The 25,695-nt window shown below is 68.8% G+C and carries 22 protein-coding genes and 1 pseudogene; 10 read left to right on the top strand and 13 right to left on the bottom strand.

Features of this window, described 5'->3' with window-relative positions:
- Positions 1 to 32 precede the first annotated feature (32 nt).
- The 3 genes from AB3G45_RS29520 to AB3G45_RS29510 are packed head-to-tail and all read right to left on the bottom strand — an operon-like array spanning position 33 to position 2,603.
- A complete protein-coding gene (locus AB3G45_RS29520; RefSeq protein WP_367834089.1) occupies positions 33 to 335 on the bottom strand; it encodes a DUF4387 family protein in 303 nt (100 codons plus the stop codon).
- The gene (locus AB3G45_RS29515; RefSeq protein WP_367834088.1) at positions 328 to 1,686 is read right to left on the bottom strand and encodes an acyclic terpene utilization AtuA family protein; all 1,359 of its coding nucleotides are present in this window, start codon (positions 1,684 to 1,686) and stop codon (positions 328 to 330) included. Before AB3G45_RS29515 ends, AB3G45_RS29520 begins: the two co-directional genes overlap by 8 nt.
- Entirely contained in the window at positions 1,683 to 2,603 is a 921-nt protein-coding gene (locus tag AB3G45_RS29510; protein ID WP_367834087.1) for an FCD domain-containing protein, read from the bottom strand. Before AB3G45_RS29510 ends, AB3G45_RS29515 begins: the two co-directional genes overlap by 4 nt.
- A 214-nt stretch (positions 2,604 to 2,817) precedes the next feature.
- Here AB3G45_RS29510 and AB3G45_RS29505 point away from each other — a divergent pair, with 214 nt between their 5' ends.
- The 3 genes from AB3G45_RS29505 to AB3G45_RS29495 all read left to right on the top strand — a co-directional run bounded on the left by AB3G45_RS29505 (position 2,818) and on the right by AB3G45_RS29495 (position 7,718).
- A complete protein-coding gene (locus AB3G45_RS29505; protein ID WP_367834086.1) occupies positions 2,818 to 3,690 on the top strand; it encodes a GntR family transcriptional regulator in 873 nt (290 codons plus the stop codon).
- A 210-nt stretch (positions 3,691 to 3,900) separates the two neighbouring features.
- Positions 3,901 to 5,001, top strand: a complete 1,101-nt coding sequence (locus AB3G45_RS29500; protein ID WP_367834085.1) for a TRAP transporter substrate-binding protein — start codon at positions 3,901 to 3,903, stop codon at positions 4,999 to 5,001.
- On the top strand, positions 4,998 to 7,718 hold the full coding sequence (locus AB3G45_RS29495) for an EAL domain-containing protein (RefSeq protein WP_367834084.1): 2,721 nt from the start codon (positions 4,998 to 5,000) through the stop codon (positions 7,716 to 7,718). The genes AB3G45_RS29500 and AB3G45_RS29495 overlap by 4 nt, the downstream gene beginning before the upstream one ends.
- Positions 7,719 to 7,863: 145 nt before the next feature.
- Here AB3G45_RS29495 and yghU read toward each other — a convergent pair whose 3' ends face one another.
- On the bottom strand, positions 7,864 to 8,781 hold the full coding sequence (yghU, locus tag AB3G45_RS29490; RefSeq protein ID WP_367834083.1) for a glutathione-dependent disulfide-bond oxidoreductase: 918 nt from the start codon (positions 8,779 to 8,781) through the stop codon (positions 7,864 to 7,866).
- Positions 8,782 to 8,951: 170 nt separating this feature from the next.
- Between yghU and lhgO the strand changes: the two genes are divergently transcribed.
- A complete protein-coding gene (lhgO, locus tag AB3G45_RS29485) occupies positions 8,952 to 10,142 on the top strand; it encodes an L-2-hydroxyglutarate oxidase (RefSeq protein ID WP_367834102.1) in 1,191 nt (396 codons plus the stop codon).
- A gap of 96 nt (positions 10,143 to 10,238) precedes the next feature.
- Here lhgO and AB3G45_RS29480 read toward each other — a convergent pair whose 3' ends face one another.
- The 5 genes from AB3G45_RS29480 to AB3G45_RS29460 all read right to left on the bottom strand — a co-directional run bounded on the left by AB3G45_RS29480 (position 10,239) and on the right by AB3G45_RS29460 (position 14,556).
- Positions 10,239 to 11,600: an amidase gene (locus AB3G45_RS29480; protein WP_367834082.1), complete on the bottom strand. Its 1,362-nt coding sequence runs from the start codon at positions 11,598 to 11,600 to the stop codon at positions 10,239 to 10,241.
- A gap of 116 nt (positions 11,601 to 11,716) precedes the next feature.
- Positions 11,717 to 11,842, bottom strand: a complete 126-nt coding sequence (locus AB3G45_RS29475; RefSeq protein ID WP_367834081.1) for a hypothetical protein — start codon at positions 11,840 to 11,842, stop codon at positions 11,717 to 11,719.
- 110 nt (positions 11,843 to 11,952) lie between these two features.
- Positions 11,953 to 12,369 (bottom strand): organic hydroperoxide resistance protein, encoded by a 417-nt coding sequence (locus AB3G45_RS29470; RefSeq protein WP_367834080.1) that lies wholly within the window; start codon positions 12,367 to 12,369, stop codon positions 11,953 to 11,955.
- 139 nt (positions 12,370 to 12,508) lie between these two features.
- Positions 12,509 to 13,819 (bottom strand): sensor histidine kinase, encoded by a 1,311-nt coding sequence (locus AB3G45_RS29465; RefSeq protein WP_367834079.1) that lies wholly within the window; start codon positions 13,817 to 13,819, stop codon positions 12,509 to 12,511.
- Positions 13,816 to 14,556: a response regulator gene (locus AB3G45_RS29460; RefSeq protein ID WP_367834078.1), complete on the bottom strand. Its 741-nt coding sequence runs from the start codon at positions 14,554 to 14,556 to the stop codon at positions 13,816 to 13,818. The genes AB3G45_RS29465 and AB3G45_RS29460 overlap by 4 nt, the downstream gene beginning before the upstream one ends.
- Positions 14,557 to 14,889: 333 nt before the next feature.
- On the opposite strand from AB3G45_RS29460, the pseudogene AB3G45_RS29455 reads away from it, so the two are divergent.
- From AB3G45_RS29455 to otsA, 4 genes and pseudogenes are all read left to right on the top strand, one after another.
- Positions 14,890 to 16,167 (top strand): annotated as a pseudogene (locus AB3G45_RS29455) (cytochrome c biogenesis protein DipZ); the annotation flags it as partial.
- 96 nt (positions 16,168 to 16,263) lie between these two features.
- On the top strand, positions 16,264 to 16,473 hold the full coding sequence (locus tag AB3G45_RS29450; protein WP_367834077.1) for a hypothetical protein: 210 nt from the start codon (positions 16,264 to 16,266) through the stop codon (positions 16,471 to 16,473).
- 84 nt (positions 16,474 to 16,557) lie between these two features.
- Complete coding sequence (locus AB3G45_RS29445) at positions 16,558 to 17,376, top strand: hypothetical protein (protein ID WP_367834076.1); 819 nt, start codon at positions 16,558 to 16,560, stop codon at positions 17,374 to 17,376.
- Between the two features lie 168 nt (positions 17,377 to 17,544).
- Entirely contained in the window at positions 17,545 to 19,032 is a 1,488-nt protein-coding gene (gene otsA / locus AB3G45_RS29440) for an alpha,alpha-trehalose-phosphate synthase (UDP-forming) (protein WP_367834075.1), read from the top strand.
- A 153-nt stretch (positions 19,033 to 19,185) separates the two neighbouring features.
- Here the strand turns inward: otsA and AB3G45_RS29435 are convergent, their stop codons facing one another.
- From AB3G45_RS29435 to AB3G45_RS29420, 4 genes are all read right to left on the bottom strand, one after another.
- Positions 19,186 to 20,310 carry a branched-chain amino acid ABC transporter substrate-binding protein gene (locus tag AB3G45_RS29435; RefSeq protein ID WP_367834074.1) on the bottom strand — a complete coding sequence of 375 codons (1,125 nt, stop codon included), beginning with the start codon at positions 20,308 to 20,310 and terminating at the stop codon, positions 19,186 to 19,188.
- Between the two features lie 62 nt (positions 20,311 to 20,372).
- Complete coding sequence (locus tag AB3G45_RS29430; RefSeq protein WP_367834073.1) at positions 20,373 to 21,731, bottom strand: aspartate aminotransferase family protein; 1,359 nt, start codon at positions 21,729 to 21,731, stop codon at positions 20,373 to 20,375.
- 2 nt (positions 21,732 to 21,733) lie between these two features.
- On the bottom strand, positions 21,734 to 22,036 hold the full coding sequence (locus tag AB3G45_RS29425; RefSeq protein WP_367834072.1) for an EthD family reductase: 303 nt from the start codon (positions 22,034 to 22,036) through the stop codon (positions 21,734 to 21,736).
- A 1-nt stretch (position 22,037) separates the two neighbouring features.
- Complete coding sequence (locus AB3G45_RS29420) at positions 22,038 to 22,586, bottom strand: amino acid synthesis family protein (RefSeq protein ID WP_367834071.1); 549 nt, start codon at positions 22,584 to 22,586, stop codon at positions 22,038 to 22,040.
- A gap of 110 nt (positions 22,587 to 22,696) precedes the next feature.
- On the opposite strand from AB3G45_RS29420, the gene AB3G45_RS29415 reads away from it, so the two are divergent.
- Positions 22,697 to 23,560 carry a LysR substrate-binding domain-containing protein gene (locus AB3G45_RS29415; RefSeq protein WP_367834070.1) on the top strand — a complete coding sequence of 288 codons (864 nt, stop codon included), beginning with the start codon at positions 22,697 to 22,699 and terminating at the stop codon, positions 23,558 to 23,560.
- 95 nt (positions 23,561 to 23,655) lie between these two features.
- Entirely contained in the window at positions 23,656 to 25,548 is a 1,893-nt protein-coding gene (locus AB3G45_RS29410; protein ID WP_367834069.1) for a tetratricopeptide repeat protein, read from the top strand.
- The last annotated feature ends 147 nt before the right edge of the window (positions 25,549 to 25,695 follow it).

Raw genomic sequence — 25,695 nt, 5'->3', positions numbered from 1 at the left:
CCCGCGCCGGCGGCGGGGAGGCGGCAGACCGGTCAATCGATCTGCAATTCCTCCAGGAGGCAGGCCCAGCCGGCGCCGTGCATGTCGCGGTCGGCGCGCGTGCCCTGGACGACGGGACGCGGCACGGAGAATTTGACCACGTTCAAGGCGGGAATGTCAAAGCGCTTGAGCAATTGCGGCTCCACGCCGAAGAGCCGCGCCACGGTGACGTCCTTCAGCCCGTCGCGCACGCGGGCATAGGTCGCCGGGTCGTCGCAGAAGACGTCGACCGTCAGCCAGAACGGCCCGGCATTCTTGGAGCGCACCTTGCTGACGAGGCTTCCCAGTTCAGGCATGTCCCACCTCGTGGGTTTCGAGCACGAAGGCGGCCAGCGGGTTGTCCAGCTCCATCACATGGTTGAGGCAGAACTCGTAAAGCGCGCCGCGCTGCATTTCGGCGGGCGAGAAGGGAAAGGCGAAGGTCGGCATCGGCTCGTCCTCGGTCAGGGGATGGTGCAGGAGATAGGGGTTGAGGATCTTGCCGGCCTCGGCCGCCTGGTCGGCGGTCGGGCAGGTGAGGATGCCGAGGATGCCGACCTCGACGGGCATGTCGTGGCGGTTCTCCAGCGCGCCGAGCGTCGCATCCATGCCGATCAGCCGGATTTCCACGGTGAAGGCATCGGGCGCAAGGCCCATGCGGGCGACGATCTTGTCGTGCACCTTCGCCTCGATGTCGGCCGCCCATTCGCGCACATGCCGGACGTAGCGGCGCTCGCGCACCACGGCAAGGCCCACCGTCTGGTAGCCGACGATGCGCGCGCCTTCCAGCTTGACCGTATAGCGCCCCGGCACCCATTTCGAGCCCTCGACGCGCACCCGCCGCCCGTCGAGCGCCTCGTATTCGGAGCGCGTCACGTCGAGATGGCCGCCCGGCTCGTGCAGGATGAAGGGATCGGAATTCTCGTAGAGCATGTGGGCCGAGACGGTGTAGGGCGTCGCGGCGGCGTCCGCCGCCATCGGCTCGATGGTGAAGCCGGCGGCGTCGAAATCGATCTGGATCACGCCGGAATTCGGCTGCGTGGTGGCGAGCGCCCCGCATTCGCCGACCTTGGCGCCGTGCCAGGCGGCGCCGGCATGGTCGCCGCGCACCACCGGGAGCGCCGCGATGATGGCCGTGTCGGTCGTCCGGCCGGCAATCACGATATCCGCACCGGTGGCAAGCGCCGCGGCCACCTGCTCGACGCCGGCAAGCGCGACGATGTTGGTGCAGTCGTCGACGATGGCCTCGTTGACGGCGGGCGCGGCGGGCAGCGCGTGCAGGCGGCCGTCGCCGAGCGCGGCCTTCACCCGCTCCTTCGGCTGGCCGGATTTCAGCGTGGCGACCTTGACCTTCATGCCCTCCTCCAGGGCGATCTCGCGGGTGATGTCGAACAGCCAGTCCACCGCCGCATCGGCGCCGCAGGTGCCGGCCGTGCCGATGACCAGCGGCACGCCGGCCTTGGCCCGCGCCTGCATCAGCTCGCGCCATTCCACCTTGGTCGAGGCGCGCGAATATTTCGAGACGCCGCGGCCGAGATAGGACGGGCCGCTGTCCGTCGAGCCGCCGTCGATGGCGATGATGTCGGGCCGGTTGGCGACGCCGCGTTCCAGCGCCGCGCGGTCGTAGCCCAGTCCCAGCGCGCCCGCGGGTATCAATACGCGTGTCATGTGTCACCCTCCTTGCCCGGCCCGCCAGCGGGGCCTGCGGAAAACATTTCGGCGCGGGCCTTGCGCAGCTTGGCCTTGCCGAGGTGGTCGTGCATCAGGTCCGCCGCCCGGCCGGCATCGCCGGCCTCCAGCGCGTCGAGAATGGCCAGGTGCTCGGCGTTCTGGCCGCGCACCTGCCCGGCATTCAGCGTCTGGCGGTATTCGACGAGGCGGCGCAGCTGGTTGAGCTTCTGCACCGTGTTGACGAGGAAGCGGTTGCCGGAAAGCGCCGCAAGCCCCTCGTGGAAGGACGCGTTCGCCTCGAACAGCTCCATCTGGCTCAACCGCCGCCAGCCGCCGTCGGCGACGATCTCCTGCCGGCGGCGCAGATCCGCGAGCACGGCGGGATCAGCCCGGAACGTCGGCGAGCGGATGCCGTGCACCTCGATCGCCTGGCGCAGGTCGTAGCATTCCCGGTAGGCTTCGAGGGAATCGATCAGCACCGCGAAGGTCCAGCCGCGGCCCTCGTTGCGCTCGATCCAGCCCTCGCCGGAAATGCGCGTGAGGATGCGCCGCAGCGCGAGCCGCGACACGCCGTAGCGCCGCATCAGGTCGGTCTCGCTGACCCGGTCCGGCAGGCGGCGCGACAGGCGGTCGTCGGCGATGCGCAGATAGGTCGCCTCGTCCGACGTGTCGGCGGCGGCCGGCAGCGGATCGGCGGCGATGCGGTCGGGATCGCGCAGGTAGAAGCCCTTGTTGGGCACCTGCTCGACGATGCCCTGGTCGGCCAGGATGCCGAGCGCCGAGCGGATCGGCTGGCGCGAGGTGCCGAACAGCGTCTGGAGGCTGGCTTCTGTCAGGTGCTGTCCCCGTTCCATGGCCGATGTCCTGATATGGCGGACGATCCTGTCCGCCAGCGAGCGATGAAGTTCGTTCATGATCGACCCCTGGATGGTATTAAGCGCGTATATACGACAATCCGCAGGCAATCAATCAGTCCGGCCTCACCGTTTCCGCCGGTCGGCCCTCTTTGGTATTTCGAAATGACAAAAGTCCAATAGTCGGAAATCTGGTACTATGCAAGCACAAAGAGCCGGCGCTTGGCGAAACCCGCCGAACATGCGACAAGGGCCGGGTCCTCCAGGAGCGCCCATGACCGAGATCGCCAGCCCCCTTGCCCACGAGATCGCCCGGCTCGTGCATGCCGAGGGGCTGGCGCCCGGCGAGCCGTTGACCGAGCGCAGCCTTGCGGAGCGCTTCCTCGTCTCGCGCTCGCCGATCCGCACGGCGCTGCGCGAGTTGCAGCGCGCCGGCGTGCTGGCGGCGGCCGAGCGCGGCGGCTTCAAGGTGGCGGATCCCTCCGCCGCCAGGGCGCTTGCCGCCAGCGCGCCGCCCTCCGACGGCAGCGAGGAGGTCTACCTCGCCATCGCGCGTGACCGGCTGGCCGGCGAGATCCCCGACCGGGCGAGCGAGAACGAGCTCCTGCGCCGCTACGCCATCACCCGCCCGCGCCTGCAGGCCCTGCTCCGGCGCATGGAAGGGGAAGGCTGGACGGAGCGGCTGCCGGGGCACGGGTGGCGCTTCCTGCCGGTTCTGACCTCGATGGAGACCTACCGGCAGAGCTACAGCTTTCGCCAGGCGATCGAACCGGCCGCGCTGCTGGAGCCGGGCTTCACGCTCAACCGGCCCGTGCTGGAGCGGCATCTCGAACAGCAGCGCCGCTTCGTGGCGGGGGAAATCCTCGACATCTCGGCCGTGCGCCTGTTCGAGGCCAACAGCGAGATGCACGAGGCTATCGCCGAATGCAGCCGCAACGCCTTCTTCATCGAAAGCCTCAAGCGCGTCGACCGGCTGCGCCGGCTGATCGAGTACCAGCAGCGGCTCGACCGCGAGCAGGCCCGCCGGCGCTGCGCCGAGCATGTGCGCATCCTCGAACTGTTGCTGAAGGGCCGGAACGGCGAGGCCGCCGAGGCGATGCGAAGGCACCTGAGCGCCCTCGGGCCGCTGAAGGCGCCGGCGCCATGACCGGATATTGAACCCGACAGGGGCGGGAACGCCGGCTGGCCGGTCGCTGGTTCGGCTCGCCGCCGCGAACGGCGCCGACGCGTGATGCGGGCGGTCGAGGCCGCCGATGCAACCTGGACCACCCTCTTTCGCCGGGCGGCATAGAGTCCGTTAACTTCTATGGTGGAAGATTTCCGGCTTGGGCGAACGATCCCGGGGGGGAAACGACGAATGAGCGGACGAACGTGCGCAAACGCTGTGGCACACCGCCTTCCCGGCAAAGGGCCGGCATGCCTCCTCCTTGCCGCCATGTTCGCCCTTTCGAGCCTCGCCCTCGCCGAACAGCCGCCCGGGGACCCGGTCCGGTTGCAGATCATCGGCGGCCTTGCCGGCATTACGCAGTTCACCCGGATCGAGCAGCCGTTCTGGCAGTCGGAGATCGGCCCCCTTTCGCAAGGGCGGATCAGCGCGACGATCCGGCCGCTGGATGCGGGCGGACTGCGCGCCCAGGAAATGCTCCAGCTCCTGAAGCTCGGCGTCGTCTCCTTCGGCACCGTCCTCCTCAGCGCCACCGCCGGGGACGAGCCCGAGCTGAGCGCGATCGACCTGCCGACGCTGAACCCGGACGTGGCGACGCTGCGCCGGACGGTCGGCGCCTACCGGCCCCATCTGGAGGCGGTGCTGGACCAGCGCTACGATATCCACCTCCTCGGCGTCTACGCCTATCCCGCGCAGGTGCTGTTCTGCAACACGCCGTTCACCAGGCTCGACGACCTTTCCGGCCGGCGGATCAGGACCTCGTCCGTCGCCCAGTCGGAACTGGTGGCGGCGCTGGGCGCCGTGCCGGTGACCATACCCTTCGCCGATATCGTGCCGAACCTTCGCGACGACGTGGTCGATTGCGCGATCACCGGCACGCTGAGCGGCTACGAGATCGGCCTGCCGGGCGTCACCTCCCATGTCCATGCCATGGCGCTCAGCTGGGGCGTGTCGATCTTCGGCGCCAACCGCCCCTATTGGGAAACCCTGCCCGCCGATGCCCGCGACACGATCCGCCAGGGCGTGGCGCAGCTCGAGCAGCGCATCTGGGCGCAGGCCGAGGCGGATACGCAGCGGGGGCTGGCCTGCAATGCCGGCGCGCCGGATTGCTCCGGCGAGGCCCAGACGCCCATGACCGTCGTGCCGACCTCGCCGGAAGACGAGGCGCGGCGCCGGCGCCTGCTGCTCGACGTCGTGCTGCCGCGCTGGTTCAAGCGCTGCGGCCGGGACTGCGAACTGACCTGGAACACCTATCTCAAACCCCTCTTTACGGCAGAGCCCCAAACCCCATGACGAACCCGAACGGCCGGGGCTGGCTTCCGGTGATGAAACGTCTCAAGCTCGTGATCGGCGCCGGTACGGCGGCCATCCTGTCGATCATCGCGCTCGGCACCGTCCATGTCGTCGAGAAGACGGAACGGGCCGCCTGGCAGGCGGCAAGGCAATCGCTCGAAGGGTCCGCCAAGGCGGTGGAGAACGCGCTGGAGCGCCAGTTGCTGCAGGTCGACGGCGCGCTGGCGAGCCTTCCGGCGCTGTTCAAGGCGGCGAAGTTCGCCCCCGGCCAGGCGGGACCGGCCGGCCAGCTCTTGGGCGGCATCAGCTTCCAGACCATGGCCTTCCGCAACCTCATGCTGATCGCGCCCGACGGCAGCGTCGTCGCCTCGGGCCAGGCAAGGGCGGTGCGCCATCCGCTGCCGGCCGACGTCGCCCTGGTCGGCCGCAACCCGACGACCCTGATCGGCCCGATCCGCAATGCCGCCACGGGCGACTGGTCGCTCTACGTCGCACGGCCGATCCCCGGCTGGATCGGCATCGTCCCGGTCGCCGAGGTTCCCCTGCCCACCCTCATGAAGCTGCTGTCGCAGACCAATCTCAGCCACGGCACGCGGATCTTCCTGGAGCGGCCCGACGGCAAGGTGCTGGCCTCGCAGCCGCATGACGAACTCCTCATCGGCAAGCCGCGCGAGGCCGGCCGGCAGGCGCCGGCCAACGGCGTCGCCTTCCCGACCACCGGCACCGGCCCGGACGACGGGATGTTGACGGTCGCAAGGCAATCGCTGTACGGCGACCTCAGGGTCGTGCTCACGGCGCACAACGCGATCCTGCTCGCCGACTGGCGCAGCGCCCGCGACCGCATCGTCCTCGGCGCCGGGATCGTCGCGCTCTTCGTGCTGGCCTTCGCCGCGGCGATCCTCGTCGCCATCCGCCAGCGCGAGAAGGCCGGCGCGGAACGCGACCGCGCCGCCGCCGTGCTCGACAACGCGATCGCGGCCATGTCCGACGGCTTCGTCATGTGGGACGAGAACGACCGGCTGGTGACCTGCAACCAGCGCTACCACGACCTCTATGCCCTCAGCGCGCCCTTCATCCATGCCGGCGCGCGCTTCGAGGATATCGTGCGCCACGGCGCCGAGAGGGGCCAGTATCCGCAGCTTTCCGGCGATATCGACGCCTTCATCGAGGACCTGCTCGTCTGGCGCCGGCAGGACAGCGGGACGATCGAACGCATGCTGCCGAACGGCGTCTGGGTGCTGGTCAGCGAGCGGCGGACGGCCGACGGCGGGCGGGTCGGCATCCGCACCGACATCACCGCACTGAAAACCGCCCATGCGGAACTGGCCGCCGCCAATGCCCGCGCCAATGCCGCGGCGAAGGAGGCCCGGCGGCAGAACGCGGCCCTGACCCGGCAGGAGAGCCGCATCCGCTTCCTCGCCCATCACGACGACTTGACCGGCCTCAAGAACCGCCTCGCCTTCCGCACGCAGATCGCCGACGTCCTGCAACGGGTCGGCGCCGAGGGCGGGCAGGTCGCCCTGCTGTTCCTCGATCTCGACCGCTTCAAGGACATAAACGACACGCTCGGCCACCCGGTCGGCGACCGGTTGCTGCGGGATGTCGCCGGGCGCCTGGCGGCATGCGTGCGCCAGACCGACAGCGTCGCGCGCCTCGGCGGTGACGAATTCGCGATCCTGTGCATGGGCCACGACCAGCCGCATGCCGCCGAAGTGCTGAGCGCGCGCATCGTCGACGTCCTCAGCCAGCCCTTCTCCATCGAGGGCCGGGCGATTTCCATATCGACCAGCATCGGCATCGCCATTTCCGACGGCGCGGGCGATGCCGACACGCTGCTGAAGCAGGCCGACGTGGCGCTCTACCAGTCCAAGTCGCGCGGGCGCGGCGTCTTCTGCTTCTTCACGCAGGAGATGGACGCGCAGCTGCATAGCCGCATCGCGCTGGAGGCGGACCTGCGCCGGGCGATCGCCGAGGAGCAGTTCGAACTCGCCTACCAGCCGATCTACCACCTCGCCTCGCGCACGCTGTCCGGCTTCGAAGCGCTCCTGCGCTGGCACCACCCGGAGCGCGGGCCCGTCCCGCCGGGGGATTTCATCCCGCTGGCGGAGGAGACGCGGCTGATCGTCGAGATCGGCGCCTGGGCCCTGCGCCGGGCCTGCCGGGATGCCGCGCAGCTGCCGGGCTTGCCGCGCATCGCCGTCAACCTGTCGCCGGTGCAGCTGGCCTTCGGCGACATGGTCGCGATCGTCGAGGACGTGCTCGCCGAGACCGGCCTCGACCCCGCACGGCTCGAACTGGAGATCACCGAGACGGCGCTGTTCGACGACGACAACCGCACCCTTGCCGCGCTGAAGGGCCTGAAGGCCCTCGGCGTGCGCATCGTGCTCGACGATTTCGGCACGGGCTATTCGAGCCTCAGCCATCTGCGGCTCGCCCCGCTGGACGCGGTGAAGATCGACCGGTCCTTCGTCAACGACATCACGGTGCGCCCCGACAGCGCCGCCATCGTCTCGGCCATCGCGGCGCTGGCGGGCGAACTCGGCATGACGACCACCGCCGAGGGCATCGAGACCCCGGCCCAGCTCGAAGCCATCGGCAAGGCCGGCTGCACGGAAGCGCAGGGCTACCTGCTCGGCAGGCCCCAGCCGCTCCTGAAGGCCACCGCCATCGTCCACGAGGAGATCGGCGCGATCGCGGGAGACCGCCTCGTCGGGTGATGGCGGGGCACCCTCGGCGCGAAAGTCTGAGGGACGTGCAAGCCTCCAGCCTCCTCCACGGGAAGGAAACCCCTGCCTCCTTTCCCTTCTCCCCAGCGGGGAGAAGGGGAGAACGGCGACGGAGATGCCGGCAGGCAGAGGGGGGCTACAGCCCCCCGTTCGCCTCCAGCTTGTCCTGCGTCTTCGTGTCGAAGTCGGAGGCGTCGTGGCGTTCGTGCAGCTGCTCGGCGGGGTCGCCGTTCAGGCGGTTGACCATGCGGCCGCGCTTCACCGCCGGCCGTGCGGCGATCTCGGCGGTCCAGCGCTGGACATGGCCATAGCTCTCGACGTCGAGGAAGGTGCCGGCATCGCCATAGGCCTGGCCGAGCGCGAGATTGCCGTACCACGGCCAGATCGCCATGTCGGCGATGGTATAGTCCTCGCCGGCCATGAACCGGTTGTCGGCCAGGTGCCGGTCGAGGACGTCGAGCTGGCGCTTCACCTCCATGGCATAGCGGTCGATGGCATACTGGATGCGGATCGGCGCATAGGCGTAGAAATGGCCGAAGCCGCCGCCGAGGAAGGGCGCCGAGCCCATCTGCCAGAACAGCCAGTTGAAGGTTTCCGTGCGGGCGCGCAGCGTGTCCGGCAGGAAGGCGCCGCCGAACTTCTCGGCAAGGTAGAGCAGGATGGAGGCGGATTCGAAGACGCGCACCGGCGCGCCGCCGCCCACCGGCGCATGGTCCATCAGCGCCGGGATCTTGGAATTCGGGTTGACCTCGACGAAGCCCGAACCGAACTGGTCGCCATCGCCGATGCGGATGGGCCAGGCGTCGTATTCGGCGCCCGCATGGCCGGCGGCCAGAAGTTCCTCCAGCATGATCGTGACCTTCACGCCGTTGGGCGTGGCGAGCGAATAGAGCTGCAGGGGATGCTTGCCGACCGGCCGTTCCTTCTCATGCGTCGGGCCGGCGGTGGGGCGGTTGATATTGGCGAAGGCGCCGCCGTTGCCCTTCTCCCAGGTCCATACTTTCGCGGGTTCGTAGCCGGCGGGGAAATTGTCGGCTGGGGATTTCTCGGTCATGAATCTATCCTTGTCTTTGCCCGAACGCATCCGGCTGCCGGATGCACATTCTCCCATATAGGAAGGCGATCGCATTTTCTTATCCCCTCCCGCGTGCTTCGTTGCAACGGCCAGCTCTGGCGAAGGGCAAGTGGCTGGCGCATAGTCCGCCGAGGGGGAGAAGACGCATGATCCACGACTACTGCATCATCGGCGGCGGCATCGTCGGACTGGCAACGGCCATGCGGCTCCTGGAGGAGCGCCCCGGCAGCAGCCTCGTCCTCCTGGAAAAGGAGGCCGCGCTCGGCCGGCACCAGACCGGCCACAACAGCGGCGTCATCCATGCCGGCATCTACTATCCGCCCGGCAGCCTGAAGGCGGAACTGTGCCGCGAGGGCGCCGTCGCCACCAAGACCTTCTGCGCGGAAAACGGCATTCCCTTCGAGACCTGCGGCAAGCTTCTCGTCGCCACCTCCGCCCTCGAAATGCAGCGCATGGACGCGCTTTTCGAACGCTCGAAACAGAACACGATCGAGGTCCATCGCCTCGGCGCGGACGAATTGAAGGAGCGCGAGCCGAACGTCCGCGGCCTCGGCGCGCTCCTCGTCCCCTCGACCGGCATCGTCGACTATGCCGAGGTCTGCCGGGCCATGGGGCGCCGCATCGTGGCGCTGGGCGGCAAGATATGCCTTTCGACCCGCGTCACCGCCATGCGCGAGGACGCGGGCGCGGTGACCGTCGATACGGCCGGCGAAAGCCGGCAGGCGCGCAAGCTGGTCGCCTGCGCCGGCCTCCAGTCGGACCGGCTGGCGCGCCTTGCCGGCCTGTCGATCGAGCACCGCATCGTGCCCTTCCGCGGCGAATATTACCGCCTGCCGACCGAAAAGAACGACATCGTCCGCCACCTGATCTACCCGATCCCCGATCCCGCCTTGCCCTTCCTCGGCGTCCACCTGACACGGATGATCGACGGCGGGGTGACGGTCGGGCCGAATGCCGTGATCGGCTTTGCCCGCGAGGGCTATCCGCGCCTGTCCGTCGACCTTGCCGACATGGCCGACTACGCGCTGTTCCCCGGCTTCTGGAAAACCCTCTACGCCAACCGGAAGTCGGCCGTGGCCGAATTGCGCAATTCGCTGTGGAAGCCGGGATATCTCGCGGAATGCCGGAAATACTGCCCGGGCCTTGCCCTTGAGGACCTGCTGCCGCACGAGGCGGGCATCCGCGCGCAGGCGGTGAAGCGGGACGGCACCCTCATCCACGATTTCCTGTTCATGGAGACGGATCGCATGCTGCATGTCTGCAACGCGCCCTCCCCCGCCGCCACCTCGGCCATCCCGATCGCGCGGATGATCGCCGCCCGCACGCTGAAGGCGCCCTAGAGTCCGTCTGGTTCATTCCGAACCGGACAAACTCTAGATTCTTGTTTTTACCGCATTATCCGACGCCGAAGCGATCTCGCTTCGGCTGGAAATGCTCTAGCGAAGCCACCCGTCCACCGCGGCGGCGGCGGCAAGGACCCGCTCGTCGCTGTTTCTCGGGCCCGACAGCAGGAGGCCGACGGGCATGCCGTCCGCGCCCGTGCCGCAGGGCAGCGAGACGCCGCACCAGTCGAGGAAATTGCCGACGAGCGTGTTGCGCAGCGTCTTGCCGTTCGTCTGGAAGAACAGGTCCTCGTCGTCGATCAGCGGCCGGATCGCCGGGGCGACATGCGGCAGCGTCGGGCTGATGAGAAGATCGTCCGGGCCGAGGCGCGCCTCGAAGGTGGCCGTCAGGCGCTCGCGGGCGTCCAGCGTCTCCAGATAGTCGGACAGCGTGATCTTCTCGCCGAGAAGCGTGCGCTTGACGACGCGCGGATCGATCCCGGCGGCCGCCGGGCCGGTGATGCGCGCGCGGTGGAGGACGAAGGCCTCGGCCGTCACCAGCGCGCCGTGGCGGGCCATCAGGTCGAAGATCGCCGAAAATTCCGGGAAGGCCTGCCGGCGGATGCGGGCGCCCGCCCTTGCCAGAGCCTCGACGGCGTCCTCGAAGGCGGCGAGGACTTCCGGCTCGGCGCCGTCGAGGAACACGGTTTCGGGGATGACGAGGGAGAGGTCGGCGGGGAGAAGGCGCGGCAGCATCGCGGCCGGCGCCCGCCCGCGCATGGCGGCGTCGATCCAGGCCGCATCCTGCACGGTGCGGCAGAGCGGGCCGAGGGAATCGAGGCTTCTGGCCAGCGGGAACACGCCGTCCATGGCGTAACGCCCGCGCGTCGCCTTGTAGCCGACGATGCCGTTGAAGGCGGCGGGGATGCGGACCGAGCCGCCCGTATCCGTGCCCATGGCGACGGGCACCAGCCCCGCGGCGACCGCGACGGCCGAACCCGACGAGGAGCCGCCCGGAATGCGGTCCTCCCCGGCGGGCGAGGCGGGATTGCGTGGCGTGCCGTAATGCGGGTTGATGCCGAGGCCGGAAAAGGCGAACTCGCTCATGTTGACCCGCCCGACGCTGACCATGCCGGCCTCGGCGAGCGCCTGCACGACGGCGGCATCGCGGCCTGCGGGCACCGCATCCTGCAGCACGCGCGAGCCGGCGGTGGTCGCAAGGCCCTTCATGTCGAAGAGGTCCTTCCAGGCGATCGGCACGCCGTCCAGCACGCCGCGCGAGCGCCCTTCGCGCAAGCGCCGCCGCGCGGCCTCCGCCTCCGCCTTCGCCCGCTCGTCGAGCAGCGACAGGAAGATCGTGGTGTCCGGGTGGGACCGGATGGCGGCCAGCGTCTCCTCGGCGAGCGCGACGGGATCGAGCGCGCCCGATTGCAGGAGAACGGAAATCTGGGCGATCGACCGCGGTTCCATCGTCATCGTCAAATCTCCTTGCCTGATCGCCCCATCGCCCGCCTTCCGGCCGGCGCGCAGGGCCCTGTTTCAACAGGATGGGGCGGGAGCGTCAACAGGAAAGACGAGGCTTCCCCCCGCCCTCAGCCCGGCAGGGTCGCGAGCGCCACCAGCCCGGCCAGCGGCGAGGGCTCCCTCGACAGGACATCGGTGACGCAGGGCGCCGCCAGCACGGCGGCGACGACGAGAAAGACAGACAGGCGTTTCATTGCGGCCTCCTGGGCATTGTTCGGGACGTATTTTCGAGATGCGCCTCTAGGTTTCTTTGTTTTCGTTTGTCTCTTCGGGAAAATCGGTTCCCACTTTTCCCTGACAGACTCTAGGCGAGCCGCAGCACGACGTCGATATTGCCGCGCGTCGCCTTGGAATAGGGGCAGGTCCGGTGCGCCTCCTCGATGAGCGCGCATGCCAGGTCCGGCTCGATGCCGGGCAGGCCGACGGTGAGGCGGGCGGCCAGGAAATAGCCCTCGCCGGCCATGCCGAGATCGACCTCGGCGTCGACGGCGGTCTCGGCCGGCAGGCGGATCTTGCGCTTGCCGGCGGCAAGGCCGAGGGCGCCGATGAAGCAGGCCGACCAGCCGGCGGCGAAGAGCTGCTCGGGATTGCTGCCGGGCTTACCGCTGCCGGGCGGCGACAGGCGGATGTCGAGCGCCGCGTCGTCGCTGCGCGCAGCCCCGTCGCGCCCGCCGGTGGTGCGGGTCCTGCCGGTATAGAGAACCTTCTCGATCTTGGTCATGGGATGCTCCTTCGTTCGGTCGCGGTCTGCGACGCTGTTGACGGGAGCGTTTTGCCCGGCCGGCGTATCGGGCATGTTTCCGAAACGGGCGAAAATGTATCAAAGCGTAGCGGCGGCCCTCACGGCTCCGGGCGGCCCCTCAGGGCAGCAGGATCTCGGCGGCGAGCCCGCCGCCCGGCCGGTTGGAAAGCCGCACCGACCCGCCGAGGACGGCGGCGAGCTGCTGGGCGATGGCAAGGCCGAGGCCCGCCCCGCCCGTCTCGCGGTTGCGCGACTGCTCCAGCCGGAAGAAGGGCTGCATGGCCGCCTCGATCTTCTCCTCGGGAATGCCCGGCCCGCGGTCGAGAACGGTGATGCGCGTGCCGCCGTCCGCCCGCCGCTCGACGCCTATCTCGGCGCTGCCGGCGAATTTCAGGGCGTTGTCGATGAAATTGGTGAGGATGCGGCGCAGCGCATGGGGCTTCGTGGCGACCGTGCCGGAAACCGCGCCGGCCACCGTCACCGCCTTGCCCATGTCCTGGTAGTCATAGGCGATGCTGTCGATGAAGGAGGAGAGGTCGATGCGCGAGGGTTTCTCACCGTTGCCGTGGGCGCTGCGGGCATAGGCGATGCCGTCCTGCACCAGCCGCTCGATCTCGGCAAGGTCGCTCAGGAGCTTGTCGCGCTCGGGCGTGTCGTCAGCCATGTCGGCGCGCAGCCGCATGCGGGTGATCGGCGTCTGAAGGTCGTGCGAGATGGCGGCGAGGATCTGCACCCGCTCCTCCAGGTAATGGGCGATGCGCTCGCGCATGGCATTGAAGGCGCTCGCCGCATGGGCGACCTCGCTCGGCCCTTCCGCGCCCAGCGGCGGGCCGGGCCGATTGGGATCGAGCGCATCAGCGGCCGCGGCCAGACGCTCCAGCGGCCGCACCGCCTGGCGCACCGCATACCAGGCGCAGAGCATCAGCAGCACCATCTGCACGACGAAGACGGAGGGCAGCCAGTTCGCCACGGGCATGACGCCGCGCGGAAAGATGTCGATCGTTAGGGGGCTGCCGTCGCTGAGCGACAGATGGGCCTGCAGGCGCAGCGCCTCGCCGGGGATCCTTTCGAGGCGCAGCGGGAAGCGGTGGCCCACCGCCTCCTCGATGCGCGCGGCGATCTCGGCGCCGCGCGCCGAGGCGTCGGGCTCGCCCGGCAGGCCCTCGCCGAGCACGAAGCTGTAATTGCCCCGGCCGAGGCGATCGACGAGGCCGGCGCGCTCGTCCGCCGGCATGAGGTCGAGCACGGCGATCGAGGTCGCCACGTCGCTTTCCAGCGTGCCGAGCATCACCGCCTTGGCCGACATGTAGCGTTCGAGCGAGAGCAGGGTGAAGGACAGGCCGTAGGCGGCCGCCAGCCCGACGAAGAGGATGAGGAAGACCCGGGCGCGCAGCGTGCCGGGGAGCAGGCGCAGGACGCCCGCCCTCACGCGCGCGGCTCCACGATGCCGACCGGCACGGAGAAGACATAGCCCTCGCTGCGCACCGTCTTGATATAGACCGGCTCGCGGGCATCGTCGCCGAGGCGCTGGCGCAGCCGGCTGACGAGAAGGTCGATGGAGCGGTCGAACAGGTCCGCATCGCGCCCCTGCGTGAGGTTCAGCAGCTGGTCGCGGTTGAGCACGCGCTGGGGATGGTCGATGAAGACGCGCAGCAGGCGGTACTCCGCCCCGCTGAGCGCGATCTCCGTGCCGTCCCGGTCGAGCAGGTGGCGGCCGACCGTATCCAGCCGCCAGTCGCCGAAGGCGAGGAGCTGGCCGGCCTCGCTGATCTGCAGGTTGGGCGGCAGCATGCGCGTGCGCCTAAGCACCGCCTTGATGCGGGCGAGCAATTCGCGCGCCGCGAAGGGTTTCGGCAGGTAGTCGTCGGCGCCCATTTCGAGGCCGATGATGCGGTCCATCTCGTCGCTGCGCGCCGTCAGCATCAGGATCGGCGTCGCCTTGTGCCGGCCCGCGCGCAGCTCGCGGGCGAGCACCAGCCCGTCGTCGCCCGGCATCATCACGTCGAGCACGATGAGGTCCACCGCGTTCGTCTCCAGGAAGGCGCGCATCTGCCGGCCGTCGGCGGCGACGCTCGCCCGCAGCCCGTTCTTCTTCAGGTAGGACGACAGGAGCTCGCGGATCTCGCGATCGTCGTCGACGACAAGGATATGATCGACATGGTCCATGGGCGGATTTCCGAATGCCTCCCGGCGGCCCCTGCGGCCTTTTCGTGTTGTAGACCGGCAGCGGGCTCCCGCGAAGGGGGTACGCGCACGGCGGGGCGGCGTCCGCCGCCGCTTTTCCAGCAAAGCCCGCTCCTGTATCGCGCCTGTGTCCGGCACGGCCCGTTCCTGTATGCGCCCGTATCGGCGGGCCGGCCGGATACAGTGCGATACGATCCCTACACTCAGGTACAAATCCGCCTCCTTGCGGACACATGCGGGATACGCGCCGCTGGCGATATGCCGCCACTGGCCGCCCATCACAGCCAGCGCCCGAAACATCCAGAGGACCCGACGATGACCCTCCTTGTCATTGCCTATCTCGGGGGTGCGCTGACCATCCTCAGCCCATGCATCCTGCCCATCCTTCCCTTCGTCTTCGCCCGCGCCGGCCAGCCCTTCGCCACGAGCACGCTGCCCATGCTCGCCGGCATGGCGATGACCTTCGCGCTGGTCGCGACCCTTGCCGCCGTCGGCGGCGGCTGGGCGATCGAGGTCAACGAATACGGCCGCGCCGCCGCCATCGCGCTCGTCGCCGTCTTCGGCCTCGGCCTCCTGTCGCCGCGCTTGGCCACTCTGCTCGCCCGCCCCGCCGTCGATATCGGCAACCGGCTGGCGAATGCGTCCGGCACCGGCGGCAATCCGGCCGGCGCCCTCATGCTCGGCGTCGCCACCGGCCTGCTGTGGGCGCCCTGCGCCGGCCCCATCCTCGGCCTCGTCCTGACGGGCGCCGCCCTCAAGGGCGCCAATCTGGCGACGACCGGCCTGCTTCTGGCCTATGCCGCCGGGGCTGCCACCTCGCTCGGCCTTGCCCTTGCGCTTGGCGGCCGGCTCCTTGCCGGGCTGAAGCGCTCCCTCGGCGTCGGCGAGCGGATCCGCCAGGGGCTCGGCGTCGCGGCCCTCGCCGGCGTCGCCGCCATCGCGCTCGGCCTCGATACCGGCTTTCTCGCACGGCTCTCCTATGCCGGCACCAGCGCCTTCGAACAGGCCGTTCTTGACCGACTGCACGCAGAGCCGAAGCGCGCGCCGGTCGCCGTCGCCTCCGCGAACGAGGCGGAGGCCTTCCGCAGCGCCCTGCCGCACGAGGGCGCGGCGCCCGCGCTCGACGGCGCCGTCGCCTGGCTGAACTCGCCGCCGCTCGACATGGCGTCGCTGCGCGGCAAGGTCGTGCTCGTCGATTTCTGGACCTATTCCTGCATCAACTGCATCCGCACCGCGCCCTATGTCCGCGCCTGGTCGGAGAAGTACAAGGACAAGGGTCTCGTCGTCATCGGCGTGCACGCGCCGGAATTCGCCTTCGAGAAGAACATCGACAATGTCAGGAAGGCGGTCGCCGACTTCCGGATCGACTATCCCGTCGCCGTCGACAACGACTACCGCATCTGGCGCGCCTTCGACAACAGCTACTGGCCGGCCCACTACCTGATCGACGCCGAGGGCCAGATCCGCTACCGCCATTTCGGCGAGGGCAGCTATGCCGAGACCGAGCAGGCGATCCGGGACCTGCTGCGCGAGGCGGGCGGCAGCATGGCCGGGAGCAGCCCGGTCAAGCCCGAGACGAAGGGCGCCGAGGCAGACACCTTCGGCTGATCGCGAATGCCCTCGTCCTGCCGATCCGGGCCGCCGGCGATTGCCTGGCGCGCCCGGGGCCTTTATCCATCTGTCCGGCCGGTGCAGCGCCCGGCCCGATTCGCGCAGTGTCGCCATTGGACCGCGCTCGAACAGGCGGCGATCTTCATCGACACGCTGCATCGCGTCCTGGAACCGCAGGGTTATTTCTGGAACGCGAACGACGCGGCGAGCGCCTTCGAGGATCTCGTGGCCTTCCGCCTGAAGGGCGTGAAGCGCAGGAAGCGGCTGCATGCGCCGCGGGAGCCTTGAACGCGGGCGGGCAAATTGTGCCGCCGCCGCGCCGCCTGTATGCTCCCCCGAAAACCGAACCACCTCTGGCTTGCGGATGATGTCATGAACCTGCCCTTTCCCCTCGCCGCACTGGCCGCCACCGCCCTCGCCTTCGGCGCGCCGGAAGCCCGGGCGGCGGCGGACGCCTGCACCGCCGGGGGCGCGGCGATCATCGGGAACGCCTATCCGGCGGCGCGGGCGAGCGGGGACGGGACGTTCGACGTCGAGGGGGCGACCGTCAGGCTGCCGGCGGACGGCGACCCGCATGCGATGATCTGCCGGACCTGGCCCTCGCGCCCCGACCTCACCCTCGTCGCCGTGCCGCTGATGACAGGGCAGTCCGACGACGGCAATACGGGCCATATAGACCTCCTCGTCGTCGGCAGCGGGGATTTCGCGGTCCGCCAGCGCCTGCGGCTTGCCGGGCTGATGAACGACGACGCCCTCTACATCTCGAATGTCGCCCTCGACACGGCGCTCTACCGCCTCGCCCCGGGCAGGACGGCCTTCGGCCTGCGGCTTTCCCTCCACGGCAGCTCGCGGCCCAATCCCTTCGGCGAAACGACGCTGTGGCTCTTCCTCGTCGACGGCGGGCGGATCCGGCCCGTGCTCGACAAGATCGTCGTTGCGAGCAACCGGGGAGAATGGGACACCAACTGCGCCGGCGAGTTCGAGGCCGTCGAGCGCACCCTGTCGATGGAACCCTCGCCCGGATCGGCCGTTTCCGACATCGTGGTGAGCGAGAAGACCACGACGACCGTCAGCACCGCCGGCAAGGACGACGCGTGCGAGGACACCGCGACGACGGCGACGGCGACGCACCGGCTGCGCTACGACGGCTCCGCCTACCGCGTTCCCAAGGCGCTGGCGCGGATCGAATAGAAGGCGGCGGCGGAGGGAACCTTCCCGCTCCCCGGCCGTTAACATCCTGTTGCGAAAAAGTCCGCCGGCGCCGTCCGCCGGCGCAAAACTTCTCTTTTCCGGGTTCAACGCGCCCTCGCACAGCCTTCATTGCGGTGAAGGGCGCGGCCTGCAGGGTGTACCGAATTCATGGCTCGTCTCGTCGTCGTCTCCAACCGCGTTCCCATTCCCGACAAGAGCGGCACCGCGCCCGCCGGCGGCCTTGCCGTCGCCCTCCAGACGGCGCTTGCGGCGCGCGGCGGCCTGTGGCTCGGCTGGTCGGGCCGGTCCTGCGCGGAGGATGCCGTCGGGCCGTTGCAGATGCTGAAGGAGGGCAACATCGACTATGCGCTCACCGATCTTACCGAGCGCGACGTCGAGGAATATTACCAGGGTTTCGCAAACCGGGTGCTCTGGCCGATCTGCCACTACCGGCTGGACCTGGCCGAATACGAACGGCACGAAATGGCCGGCTATTTCCGCGTGAACCGCTTCTTCGCAAGCCGCCTCCTGCCGCTCATCGAAAAGGACGACCTGATCTGGATCCACGACTACCATCTCATTCCGCTCGCCGCCGAACTGCGCCGGCAGGGCGTGACCAACCGCATCGGCTTCTTCCTGCACATTCCCTGGCCCGCGCCGGACGTGTTCCACGCCATGCCCGTGCACGAAACGCTCCTGACGAGCCTGACGGCCTATGACGTCCTCGGCTTCCAGACCGAGCACGACCGCGAGAACTTCGCCGACTGCCTGTCGCGGCGCGGCCTCGGCAAGCGGCTCGATCCCGCCCGCTTCGTCGTCGGCGAACGGGCCTTCACCGCAAGGTCCTATCCGATCGGCATCGAGACGGACGATTTCGCCGCGCTGGCCAAAAGGGCGGCCGAGACCACGCTGCACCGGCGCATGCTGCAAAGCCTCGACGGCAAGCAGCTGATCATCGGCGTCGACCGGCTCGACTATTCCAAGGGCATCACCCAGCGCATCGACGCGTTCGAATCCTTCCTCAACCGCCATACCGACAGCCAGCGCAAGGTGACGCTGCTGCAGATCACGCCGAAATCGCGCTCGGAAGTGCCGGAATACGAGGCGATGCAGCGGGCCGTCGCCGAGCAGGCCGGCCGGGTGAACGGCGCGCTCGGCACGGTCGACTGGGTGCCGATCCGCTATATCAACCGCTCGCTGCGCCGCCCGGCCCTCGCCGGGCTCTACCGCATGGCCAAGCTCGCGCTGGTCACGCCGCTGCGCGACGGCATGAACCTCGTCGCCAAGGAATTCGTCGCCGCGCAGAACGAGGAGGACCCCGGCGTGCTGCTGCTCTCCCGCTTCGCCGGCGCCGCGCAGGAACTGAAGGAGGCCGTGCTCGTCAATCCCTACGACGTCGAGGGCACCGCGGACGCCATCGCCGGAAGCCTCGCCATGCCCGTCGAGCAGCGCCGGGAACGCTGGAAGGCCATGATGAAGACGCTGCGCACCAACGACGTCTTCGCCTGGTGCGACACCTTCCTCGGCGATCTGGCGGAAAGCCCCGCGCCCCAGAAGGCATCTCCCGCCGGCATTCCGAAACCCGCCCGGTCCGCCGAGACCCGCGCACAGCCCCTGCGAGCGGCCGCAGCGACGTCCCACGCGCGCTGGTCATAGCCCGCCCGGGGCCTTCTTCGCCCATGGAGTTCGACGCTGCCCATCTCCCCTTCTCCCCAGCGGGGAGAAGGGAGAGCGGCGACGCCGAACTCCCCGTGCAAAAAGCCCCCGTTCACCGGGTGAACGGGGGCGCATATCGTTGCGGATCCTTGCTTATTCGACTTCGTTGTTGGCGTAGTCGACCTTGCCGCTGGCGTCGAGCTTCCATTCGTAGACGACGTAGCGCGGGTCCTTCATGTCGCCCTTCTCGTCATAGCTGATCTTGCCGGCGACCGTGTCGAATTCCTTGCCCGAATGCATCACGTCGGCCATCTTCCGGCTGTCGATGGAGCCGGCCGCCTCTGCCGCCTGCTTCATGATCTGCACGGCCGCATAGGCATAGAGCGTGTAGGATTCGGGATTGAACCCGGCCGCCATGAACCTGTCGACGATCGGCTTGTTCTCCGGGATCTTGCGCGGGTCGGCGGTGAAGGTCATCAGCGTTCCGGCGGCGCCCGATCCGGCAATGCTGGCGAACTCGTTGGAGACGATGCCGTCCCCCGAGACCATCAGCGCGTCGTAGCCCTGATCCCGCATCTGGCGGATGATGAGGCCGGCTTCCGGATACATGCCGCCGTAATAGACGATCTCGGCCTTCGCCTCCTTCAGCTTGGAGACCAGGGCGCTGTAGTCCTTCTCGCCCGGATTGATGCCCTCGAAGGCCACTTCGCTGACGCCCTTGGCCGAAAGGGCCTTCTGGGTTTCCTGCGCCACGCCCTGGCCGTAGGCCGTCTTGTCGTGGACGATGGCCACCGCCTTGCCGGCGAGGCGTTCGGCGATGAAGTTGCCGGCGACGGAGCCCTGCTGGTCGTCGCGCCCGCAGGTCCGGAACGTGTTCCACATGTCCCGGTCGGTATAGGTCGGCGAGGTCGATCCCGGCGTGATCTGCAGGATGCCGTTTTCCAGGTAGACCTCGGATGCCGGGATGGAGACGCCGGAATTGATGTGGCCGACGACCCAGTTCACGCCCTCGGCGACGAAGCGGTTGGCGACCGACACGCCCTGGCGCGGGTCCGAGACGTCGTCGCCGACGAGGATCTCGATCTTCTGGCCGAGGATCCCGCCGGCCGCGTTGATGTCGGCGGCGGCCTGCTCGGCGCCGCGCTTGAGCTGCGCGCCGAGCGATGCATTCGGTCCCGTCAGCGGACCTGCAAGGCCCAGTTTGATATCCGCCCGACCCGGGGTGGTGAAACCGATGACCGTGGCGAGCAGCAAGCCAATCCCATAAGCGTATTTCATGACGTTCCCCTGTTTTTGAAGAGTGGTCTGGATTCTTGTTTTTTTAAAATCGCCGGCGCGGCTCAGATCGTCCCCACGGCCTCGATCACGATATCGGCCAGCCGGTCGAGTTCGGCGTCCGCGATCGTGAAGGGAGGGCCGAGATAGAGGCTGTCGCCGCGGCCGCGCGTGATGAGGCCGGCCTCGCGGCAGGCTTTCAGCACCCGCGCCCCGACATTCTCGTCGGCACGGAAGGCGGTGCCCGCGTCGCGGTCCTGGACGAGGTCGATGCCGAGGATCAGGCCGAGGCCGCGAATGTCGCCGACATGCCGGTTCCCCGAAAGGCCGTCCTCCAGGCGGGCCTTGAGGCGTTCGCCGAGACGGGCGGCGCGCTCGACGAGGTTCTCCTTCTCCAGGACGCCTATCGTCGCCAGCGCCACGGCGCAGGCCACCGGATGCCCGCTATAGGTATAGCAGTGCATCCACGGCGCGTTCGCCTGGTCGGCGAAGGCCTCGGCGATGCGGTCCGAGACGCCGACGCCGCCGAGCGGGACATAGCCGCTCGTGATGCCCTTGGCGAACTGCACGATATCCGGCTGCACGCCCCAGCGTTCGAGGGCGAACATCCGGCCGGTGCGCCCGAAGCCGGTGATGACCTCGTCGGTGGCCAGCAGCACGCCGTGCCGGTCGCAGATCTCCCGCACCCGCCGGAAATAGCCGTCGGGCGCGACATAGGCGCCGCCGCCCATGACGGGCTCGATGAGGAACAGCGCGACCGTCTCCGGTCCCTGTTCGAGCAGGACCGCCTCCAGGTCGGCGGCCGCGAGCGCGGCAATCTCGTCCTCCGTCCGCCCCGCCGCCCTGTGCCGATGGTGCAGCGGCACATGGACGAAGCCGGGCATGCGCGGCTCGAAGGCCGGCCAGTAGGCGGGCATGCCGGTGGCGCACATGGCCCCCAGCGTCGTGCCGTGATAGCCGCCGGTCATGCTGACGATCTTGACCTTGTCCGGCTTGCCGGCCGCCTTCCAGTAGGACCGCGCGATCTTGATCGTCGTATCGGTCGATTCGCCGCCGCCCGAGGTGAAGAAGAAGCGGTTGATCGCAGGATAGGCGATATCCGCCAGCTTCTCGCCGAGTTCCGTCGCGCGCGGATTGGTGTTGCCGGAATAGCCGGAGCAATAGGCGAGCGTCGACATCTGCGCGCTCGCCGCCTCGACGAGTTCCTTGCGGCCATGGCCGAGCGTCACGTTCCACAGGCCCGACATGGCGTCGATATAGCGCCGGCCGTCGCCGTCGTAGATGTCGGTGCCCTCGCCCCTGATCCAGGCATTGCCCTGAAGGTGGGACACGGGATTGTGCAGGGCGTGCAGGACGTGGCGGTTGTCGCGCTCGAGCAGGCTGCGGTTCGTTTCCTCATAGTTGCGAAGGATCGCCTGGTTCATGGTCATTCCCCCTTGATCACATGTTCGGCGACAGGCAGGCGCGTGCGCTCGGCGACCATCGAGAGCGTGTCGGCCGCCACGCGGCGGCCGTGCTCGGAGGCGTAGGCCGCCTCCAGCGCCGCGGCGCTGTCGAACCACAGTTCGGAGATCCCGTCATAGGGACCGTCCGTCACCAGGTTGAACACGACGCGCCGGACGCCGGGCAGGTCGCGCGCCAGCGGCGCATGCCGGTTGAGCCACCAGTCGGCGAATTCGTCCTTGCCCACGCCGTCCTTCCGCTTCAGCAGAATGGCTGCCTTGAACATCTCACACCCCCTTGATGCGCTTCAGCGGACGCCCGCCTATGCCGAAGGCGAGCGCGACGACGACCTCGTCCGGCCGCGGCGCATCCGCGATGGCGATCTCGGTGCTGTCCATGTCGTCGAACACCCAGACGTCGTCGCGGTTGACCAGCGGCATGGTGATGAGCGCGCCCGGCCCGCCGACCTTCTTGGTGGAGGGGATGATGGCCTTGCCGCCGCCGATGGCCGAGCGGACGGGCGCGCCGAACTTCGGATGGATGAGCGCCGCGGCATGCTCGATTTCCCCGTCGGTGCCCACGATGGCGCCCTTGCCGTAGGCGCTGATCTGCCCGGCCTTGTCCCCCAGTACCTCCAGTGCCCGCGCGGTCAGGCGCTCGGCCACCTCCGCGCCCGTGTCGTAGAGCGGCGAAAGGTCCTCGACATAGCGCCCGGCATAGGGATTGCGGACGACGGCGGCCACCGTGAGCTTCGTCGCCCGGGGTTCCACCGTCCGGCCCATGTCTTCCAGCGTCTCTTCCACGACGACCACGATCTTGCGAATTTCTGCAACCATTTGCGCGCTTCCACCCCTTCGACGGCGTTGACAGAAGCGCAGTTAAGCAGCTAGTCAGGCATGCGAAAAACTAAATTATCGAAGTTCAGCTTGCGGTTCACGAAACCTGGTTGCGCGATTTGAAGACCATCGATCTCGACCTTCTCCACGCGGTTGTGGCCTTTGCGGACGCCGGTAGCTGCAAGGGGGCGGCAAAGCTGATCTTCCGCAGCGAATCGGCCGTCAGCATCAAGCTGAAGAAGCTGGAGGATGCGCTCGGCGCCAGCCTCTTCATCCGCTCCGGCCGCAAGATCGACCTCAACCAGCGGGGCCTCGACCTCGTCTCCGATGCCCGCCGAATCCTGAGGATCAATGCCGAGCTGGTCGAGAGGGCGACGTCGCGCGAACTGACGGGAACCATCCGCCTCGGCCTGCCGGACGACTATATCGGGCTGCTGGCCAATTTCCTCAGCCGCTTCGCGAACGAATTCCCGGATGTGAACCTGCTCCTCCACTGCGCGCCGACCGCCGAGCTGAAGCCGATGCTGGAGCGCGGCGCGCTCGACCTGTCCATCCTGTCGTCGGAAACGGACACGAAGGACGGGATGGTGTTGCAGACTCAGCCCGTCTACTGGGTCAGCTCGAACACGAGCGACGTCCACCTGCGCCAGCCGCTGCCGCTCGCCCTCTTTCCCGAAGGCTGCATCTTTCGCAAATGGGCGGTCAATGCGCTTGCCTCCGTCGGGCGCGAGCGGAAGATCGTCTGCACCAGCGCGAACATGGCGGCGCTGCAGGCCGTCGTGCAGGCCGGGCTTGCCGTCTCGCCGCTGGTGAAGGCCGACGTTCCGCCGGGCAGCCGCGTGCTGGGGCCGGACGACGGCTTTCCGGACCTGCCGAGCGTCACCGTCATGGTGCGGATCTCGCCGGCGCTCGGCGGGCAGCGCCAGAGCGCGCTCGCGCTCGGCCTGCGCGACATCATGCTGAAGACGATCTGACGGCCTGTCCCCCCGCCGAACAGCCTCGCAAAGGCTTTGCGGCCTATAGGACGCTGCGGCCCGGCCGCCTCCAGCCACGATGCAAGGGACAGTCCATGCGCGACACCCCCTCCCTCTCCGCCGCCACGGGCCTCTACGCAAAGGGCGACTATCCGGCCGCCCTTGCCATGCTGAACACGCTCATCGGACAGCGGCCCGAGGCGGCGGCCTATGAGCTGATCGCGCGGATATTCCTCAGGCTCGACATGAAGGCGGAGGCCGCGGCGGCCTGCCGGCAGGCTGCGCAACTGGACCCGCAGCGCAGCGACGCGCTGCTGCTCGACGCCATGCGGCTCTATTTCGCGGCGGGCGAGAAGGACGAGGCCTTGCGGGTGGCCGGCGCGCTCGTCCACAAGGCGCAGGACGAGCCGGAAGTGGCCTATGTCCTCGCCTCGATCTTCCTGGAGCGCGGCAACCGCTCGATCCTGCAGGGCATGCGCGGGCCGCTCGCGCGAAGCCGGCAGGAGAAGCACCTCGCCCTTGCGCTCGACCTCCTCACCGACAATCCGACGGATCCGCTGAACTACGAAACGGTCGACGCCGCCCTCCGGCACTGGCCCGACCGGCTGGAGCTTCTCTTCTACCGCCACATGCTGTCGCGCGAGATCTGCGATTTCGAAGGCATCGAGGCGGCGCTTGCGACCATCCGCGCCGCGCTGGACGAAGGAAGGACCGGCATCCTGTCGCAGGAGCAGCCGCTCGCCAACCTGACCTGGTGCGGCGACGAGGCGCTGAACCGGCTGGCGACGTTCACCACGCCTGCCGCCGATGCGGGCCGCCCGGCCCGGCGGCGCACGATGCCGCACCGCTGGCACGAAGACAGGATCAGGATCGGCTATCTCTCCTGCGACCTCTGGCCCGGCCATGCCACGATGCGGCTTCTCGGCGACGTCCTGAAGCGGCACGACCGCAGCCGGTTGGACGTCTTCCTGTTCTGTCACACGGCGGAGCGGAACCTCAAGCGCGGCGGAGAAGACAGAAGCGCATGGGGCAGGATCGTCCCCGTCCGGGACCTCGACGACGCCGCGGCCGCGCAGGCGGTGCGCGACCACGGGATCGACATCCTCATCGACCTCAAGGGCCATACGAACGGCGAGCGCGTCGGCATCCTCAACCATGCGGCAGCGCCGATCCAGGTCGCCTGGCTCGGCTTTCCCGGCACGACCGTCAACGTGGACCTCGACTATATCATCGGCGACCGCATCGTCCTGCCGGACGCCGCCCGGCCGTTCTTCCACGAAAAGTTCTGTCGCCTGCCGGAATGCTACCAGCCGAACGATCCTTCGAGCCGGCCGCTGCCGGCTCCCCTGACGCGCGCGGAGGCGGGCCTGCCGGAGAATGCCTTCGTCTTCGCCTCCTTCAACAGCGAGCGCAAGGTGACGGCGGAGATGACGGACCTCTGGGCCCGCATCCTCCATCAGGCGCCCGGCAGCCTCCTGTGGCTCTTCGCGAAGGGGGATGCCGCGCGGGCGAACCTTGCCGCCCGCTTCGCCTCCCTCGGCATCGATCGCGACCGCATCGTCTTCGCCGGGCAGGCGGACTATGCGCGGCACATCAGCCGGATGCCGTGCGCCGATCTCGCCCTCGACACCTATCCCTGCAACGGCCACACGACGACATCCGACGCGCTGTGGAGCGGCCTGCCTGTCCTGGCCTACAGGGGGACGAACTTCGCCTCCCGCGTCAGCGAGAGCCTTTTGAATGCGGCAGGGCTGCCCGATCTCGTGGCGGCGGACGCGGACGGCTACGTGGCGAAGGCCGTCGACCTCGCCGCCGATCCGCAGGCCGTCGCAGGCTACAGGGAAAAGCTCCGCGCCGGGCGGCTCCATGTGCCGCTCTTTGATTCCGGGCGCTTCTGCCGCCATCTGGAGGCGGGGCTGGAAGAGATGGTGCGGCGCGCACGCGCCGGCCTGGCGCCCGATCATTTCGACGTCCCCGCCGCCCCGTGACGCACCGCGCACGGGAGGGCAATGCCCCGAAACGACACATCGATAAAATTGTCCGCAACCGTTTAAGCCCGCCGCAACCGGCCCGGGTGTAGAAAGGGCCATCGGACGGCGATGGACAGAGACCCGGCCGACATCCAGGAACGAAGA

The organism is Shinella sp. S4-D37, from assembly GCF_040812195.1.
In the GTDB taxonomy this organism is placed as follows: domain Bacteria; phylum Pseudomonadota; class Alphaproteobacteria; order Rhizobiales; family Rhizobiaceae; genus Shinella.
This window is presented reverse-complemented; position numbering and strand designations above follow the sequence as displayed.